The 5,560-nt window shown below is 42.6% G+C and carries 5 protein-coding genes and 1 pseudogene; 4 read left to right on the plus strand and 2 right to left on the minus strand.

Going from position 1 to position 5,560, the window contains the following annotated elements; genetic code table 11:
* The 3 genes from ABZA00_RS15970 to ABZA00_RS15980 form a co-directional block, all read left to right on the plus strand.
* The coding region (locus ABZA00_RS15970; RefSeq protein ID WP_372883147.1) for a zinc ribbon domain-containing protein at nucleotides 1-184 on the plus strand (184 nt) is incomplete at its 5' end.
* Nucleotides 185-353: 169 nt separating this feature from the next.
* Nucleotides 354-1,043 carry a VIT family protein gene (locus ABZA00_RS15975; RefSeq protein WP_372883148.1) on the plus strand — a complete coding sequence of 230 codons (690 nt, stop codon included), beginning with the start codon at nucleotides 354-356 and terminating at the stop codon, nucleotides 1,041-1,043.
* A 488-nt stretch (nucleotides 1,044-1,531) separates the two neighbouring features.
* A complete protein-coding gene (locus ABZA00_RS15980) occupies nucleotides 1,532-2,473 on the plus strand; it encodes an NAD(P)-dependent oxidoreductase (RefSeq protein WP_372883149.1) in 942 nt (313 codons plus the stop codon).
* 139 nt (nucleotides 2,474-2,612) lie between these two features.
* Here the strand turns inward: ABZA00_RS15980 and ABZA00_RS15985 are convergent, their stop codons facing one another.
* Nucleotides 2,613-3,869, minus strand: coding sequence for a leucine-rich repeat-containing protein kinase family protein (locus ABZA00_RS15985; protein WP_372883151.1), 1,257 nt, complete (start codon nucleotides 3,867-3,869; stop codon nucleotides 2,613-2,615).
* A gap of 362 nt (nucleotides 3,870-4,231) precedes the next feature.
* Here ABZA00_RS15985 and ABZA00_RS15990 point away from each other — a divergent pair, with 362 nt between their 5' ends.
* Nucleotides 4,232-4,795, plus strand: coding sequence for an HPF/RaiA family ribosome-associated protein (locus ABZA00_RS15990; RefSeq protein WP_372883150.1), 564 nt, complete (start codon nucleotides 4,232-4,234; stop codon nucleotides 4,793-4,795).
* Between the two features lie 566 nt (nucleotides 4,796-5,361).
* Here the strand turns inward: ABZA00_RS15990 and ABZA00_RS15995 are convergent.
* Nucleotides 5,362-5,559 (minus strand): annotated as a pseudogene (locus tag ABZA00_RS15995) (transposase); the annotation flags it as partial.
* Between the last annotated feature and the right edge of the window lies 1 nt (nucleotide 5,560).

Raw genomic sequence — 5,560 nt, forward strand, 5'->3', positions numbered from 1 at the left:
GCAATCCGACTTTAAGTGTGTAGAGTGCGGTTTTACGGCCAACGCAGATCATGTTGGCGCATTAAATGTATTAGCGCGGGGGCACTGCGTGATAGCCTGTGGAGAGATTGGCATTAGCCAGCTCGGTGAAGCAGGAACCGGCATCGCAAGCAATTGTGGTGCACTGGCGCTGGTTTTCAGCTAACCGGAATCCCCTTCCTTTCCCGACTTGTCGGGCGCGTTAGCGAGGGGGGGGGGGAGGACGTCAACTTATATGCCATATGAAGTTACATGGTTTGAATTGCATAGAAAACCTCTGCAAAATACCTGACCACGACATTTCATGCTGTAATCAGAAGTTAGGGAGTTATTTCATGAGTCTCCATGAAGTTCATAAATCACATCGTGTAGGTTGGCTTCGGGCCGCTGTGCTGGGGGCAAATGACGGTATTGTTTCAACAGCAAGCCTGATCATTGGTGTGGCTGCAGCAGGTGCAGCAAAAGACAACATTCTTCTGGCCGGTGTTGCCGGATTGGTCGCTGGGGCAATGTCAATGGCTGCTGGTGAATATGTTTCCGTGAGTTCACAGTCTGATACTGAAAGAGCTGATCTTGCCATTGAGAAAAAATCTTTAGAAGAAAATATCGAATTTGAAATTGACGAGCTTACACAAATATACGAAGAGCGCGGACTCGAGCCCAATTTGGCAAAAGAAGTTGCTAAACAATTAATGGCTTATGATGCGCTAGGGGCGCATGCACGAGATGAAATCGGTATCTCGCAAACTGCAGGAGCACGACCGGTTCAGGCCGCTTTATATTCCGCAGGCACATTTACGATTGGTGCTGCTCTTCCTCTGGTGGTGGCTTGGGCTATACCGGGGGACCACTTAATAAAAACAGTTGCGGCTTCCAGTCTCGTTTTCCTGGCACTTCTTGGCGGTCTTGCGGCACGGGCAGGAGGCGCCTCAATCGCAATTGGCGCAATCCGCGTAACCTTCTGGGGGGCACTTGCTATGGCTCTAACGGCGGGCGTGGGGCGAGCGTTTGGTGTAGTTGCTTAAATAAATTGAGTCAGATTAAATTTAAATCATTGGAATTCAGCAGCATGTGCTTAATGTTACGCTCTATTATTAGGGCCTGTTTATCTGTGTATATCTATTTCGGGTTGTTTATGATCGTAACCATGTTGTTATTTCCCACAGAAATCCTCACTTACATATTCATATTCCTTGTATTGACGATAGTGCCGATAATATTTTCAATGATAATCGCAATATTCAAATCAAAGGAGTGATAATTTCTGACTATTAGTTGAGGCGGATTGAGCCGTTTTTTCATCAACAGATAAAATGAATCTTGTCAAAGTAACGCCCGTCATTTTCCGACTCCGCGCAGTCATCAGACTTTGTGCATGTGATGAACTCAGGAAAATTCATAGCAGCGATATAGAGTCGTTGTAGCGGAATGAAGGGATTTTCCGGAGAAAACACACTCACCAGAGGTAAGACCATGACAGGCTTACATCGGTGGTAAAGTAAAAGGTAAAGCAATGAAGTACAAAATTTTAGCAAGTGAAAAATTTGAGATCCCTGAACCATTACAAGAAACAGTAACCATCGATGTTTTCGATGATTTGTGGAGAGATGAGACAGTGCTTGCTACGACGGCTAAGGGATATGATGCGCTGATCGTTCGTAATATGACACAGGTAAATTCAAACTTACTTGAGCAATTAAAATCGATCAAGGTCATAGGTCGGCTTGGCGCTGGCACTGAAAACATCGACGTAGATTACGCCAATCAATGTCATATTCCCATCGTCTATGCTCCGTTACAGAATACCAATGCAGTAGCTGAATTCTGTGTTGCTCAAGTCTTTAATGCATTTCGTCATCTACCCGATGCGATCCATGAAGCCAAACAAGGGGTATGGAACCGGGAAAAATACCTCTCAACAGGAAGAGAAATCAGTGGTTGTAATGTCGGAGTAATTGGCTTTGGCAATATAGGTAAGGCCTTTACTCAGAAGATGGACGCTCTTGGCGCCAACGTTCTAATCTATAACCGAACCCCTTCGAACGTAACAGCAGCCTTTCACCACACCGATCTGGTTAACCTGCTAAAAAGTTCGGATATCATCTCTATTCATCTGCCGGGCGGAGATAAAACCAAAAACTTCCTCCATGAGGGAAATATAGGTTTGATCAAGAGAGGGGCTTTTCTAATGAATAGTTCGAGAGGAGGTGTTGTTAATGAAACTGCTTTGCTGGCGGCACTGGAATCAGGTCAACTCAGTGGAGCTATGATTGATGTTCGAACCGTCGAGCCAGCGTATGCTGATGCTTTGGCGCGACACCCGAACGTATACCCAACACCACACATAGCTGCATTCACTTTAGAGTCTCAAACGGCCATCTCTGAATCAGTTGTGATGGATATTATTAGAGTACTGCAGAACAAATCACCTCAGTACCCGGTGCCAGTAAGGTAAGAAAGAAGTCAAAGGAGCGCAAGGGCCATAGGGGGGGCAAGCCCTTCATTTTGCACTGCTTACCTACTACAAAATGAAAAACTTGATCCTGAATCCCCCCTGAAGGGGGGGAACAATGTTTGTTTTTTCTATTGATGCACTAATGAGTCATCAGTGTTGGGGTAATCAGTTGTTTAAGCTGTCTAAACTTTTTATTTAATTTATCCTCTTCCGTACAAATACTTAATAAGTCATCAATAAAATGATGAAGTGCTCGCCGCTCAATCTGTTTGATTTGCTGTTGTTGCTCTGCATTGAGCATGTGATACATCGTCGCTGCACCAAAGTCGCCAACAATAATATTGGCTTGATCATTAAACAGGGTGTTATGCGCGTAGAGGTCGCCATGGCATACCTGATTCAAATGTAAATGCGTAAAAACATCTTCCATTTGAGCAACGATTTTATCAATTTGTTCGATTGATAGAGTGAAATCTGCTGGAAAGGTGTCACGTGTACAACTTTGAAAGCAGGGTGGTAAACCTAAATTATTATAGTGAGGAGGTATCAAATTCATGATTAATGCTAAATATCCATCTTCATTTACTTGAGCCAAAGACTTTATCAGATTGGGATGGTTACCTACTTTCAGGCACGCTTGTAATTCATCTTTTGGATAGCCATCGCTAGTGACTTCCCCTTTAAATACTTTAACAGCAATATCATCAGGAAATGTGGCTTGGTATTGATTCCATTGTGCCTTTGAAATAACGCCGGAAGCGCCTTGTCCAAGTACATTTTGTAATGTGAAACTGGATGATGGTATTTCCGGAACAGACGGAATGTTTGCATCTGACCGGCTAAATGGATTACCAGAAAATGCAAACCAAGCGAGTTTAGGTAAGCTTAGTAATTGTGCAGGACATTCAGCCAGTTGGTTGGCTGAAATACGCACTAATTCAAGGTTTGTCGATTGCACTAAGGTTTGAGGTAGATGTGTTAAGCAATTACCCGCTAATGCTAATTTTTGTAGTCGTGGCCGTTCCCCCAGGGAGTCAGGCAGCTCGCTAATCTGGTTATCAGTTAAAATAAGCCAACGTAACTTTGGTGGCAGTGACCTCTCTGGGACATGATTTATTTTATTTGATTTAAAACCTATCATTTCTAAGTTGGGGCATTGGCCAAGCACTTCTGGTAGTGTCTCAAAATGATTGTTTGAGGCAAAGATTATTTTAAGTTTGTGCAGCTTAATAAGCTCTTGTGGTAATGAAGCTAATTTATTGTTCGATAAATCAAGAATTTCCAAGCTATCAGCTAGTGATAAAATTTCCAAAGGGAATGTCGTTAAATTTTCTGATAATGTTAAGCGGTGAATGCCTGATAGTTCGCCAGATTTAAGTTGAGAAAGTGTATGCAAAATGATGAGTCCCTGCTTAATTGGATATACAAAATCCGACAGTTTACTAGAAAAATGAACAAAGAGGGATTTTGCTTTAGCCGAAATAATTGACCAAATCTGGTTGGTCGTTCCCGAAGGGTGAGGCCCAAATGGTGCATGCTGCGTTAAATTCTTTCGATTTAGGCCCACTAGACCTTCAAAAATTTTCCTTACTTGTAAATACAAACGAGCTGACGGAAGACCGTCAACAGACGGCAAACTTTCTTACAGCACTGATATTAGTTGCGGTTAGCGTATTGGAAACTCGATAGCTTTAGCCACAAGTAGTTCATTGTACTATATTCATAAAACCAGTTGATAAACGGATCAGGAGTCGATTTATGAAACAGCCATTACAGATAACCTTTCGTGATATAGAGCATTCCGATGCTCTGGAAAACCTTATACGGGAGAAAGTGAAAAAACTGGATGAGTTTAATGAGCATATTATGGCTTGCCATGTCGTCATCGAACAACCTCATGTACAGCATAAACAGGGAAAGTTATTTCATGTTTCAATAGATCTGACAATGCCGGATGGAGAGATTCTGGTGAACAGAGCTAAGCATCCGCATCACGCGCACGAAGATGCCTACGTGGCTACTCGCGAAGCCTTCAGTTCGCTTCGCAGACAGTTGCAGGATTTTGTCAGAAAACAGCGTGGCAAAGTGAAAAGACATGATTCACCGAGCTATGGTAAAGTCTCTGAGATTTTCGGAGAAAAAAATTTCGGGAGAATAATGACGCCGGAAGGAAGAGAGATCTATTTCCACCGTAACAGTCTAGTAGATGCTGATTTTGACGCCCTGGAAATAGGCAATGAAGTGCGCTTTTCAGAAGAAGCGGGAGATAAAGGTCCTCAGGCCAGTACAGTACACCTTATCGGCAAGCACCATATTTTGTAAACGAGTTTCAATGATTTTGGGGCTATAGCAAAAGAGAAGACTTCTATTTGCTAAATCGGTACGCACATGCTGAGGTAGCAAGAGTGTTGTGCTTACTTCATCCAAGGACGCTATTTTTAATTGCTTTTATTGTAAAGGCAAAACTCGACCATGATGAAGAGTTCACTGCAGAGCTTTTCCATTTTCATTAATCTGCAAGGAAGAAGCTGCCGGTATTTTTACTAAAGTGAAGTGCTGTTTCGGCCTGAGTTTATCTCTTCAATCATGGCTGTAAATTTTTTAAGCGGTCAAGTATGGAGTGATTTAACTTATCCTGAACCGCATCCAGCGTTGATGACAATTGAGTTTTTGGGCTTTTTAATGGCGCCTAACTTTGACAGTGCTTTTTTGTGTTTCCCGTGCAACGATTAGATTTTTGAAAAAAGTACAAGGCGGTGCAATCTTTAACTTTACATCAAATTAAGCCTGAAATGTAGGCGGTTCTGCCACAGGCATCTACGGTGCTTAAAAGCGGTTTTTATACTTTAACTCGTGCACTTGCTGCAGAGTTAGCACCTCTGGAATCCGTGTAAATGTTCTCCGTTAAACTCAGTGAGTTCTACTTCAAAATCCAAACTCACTTCTGCCAGAATCTCTCGTAACCTAATTAATTTTTCATCATTAAACACTTTACGTCTGTATTTTGTGACAAATACTAAGTGAGCGTGTAATGCACTTACGCAGTGCCTTCCTTTTCTTACTTGTGATTCATTGCTATGCGTCATA

Origin of the sequence: Psychromonas sp. (genome assembly GCF_041586535.1) — a bacterium.
GTDB lineage: Bacteria > Pseudomonadota > Gammaproteobacteria > Enterobacterales > Psychromonadaceae > Psychromonas.

Bases quoted from the DNA above. Each gene is read 5' to 3' on its own strand.
- ABZA00_RS15975 (WP_372883148.1), top strand. From the start codon at position 354: ATGAGTCTCCATGAAGTTCATAAATCACATCGTGTAGGTTGGCTTCGG.
- ABZA00_RS15980 (WP_372883149.1), top strand. From the start codon at position 1,532: ATGAAGTACAAAATTTTAGCAAGTGAAAAATTTGAGATCCCTGAACCA.
- ABZA00_RS15990 (WP_372883150.1), top strand. From the start codon at position 4,232: ATGAAACAGCCATTACAGATAACCTTTCGTGATATAGAGCATTCCGAT.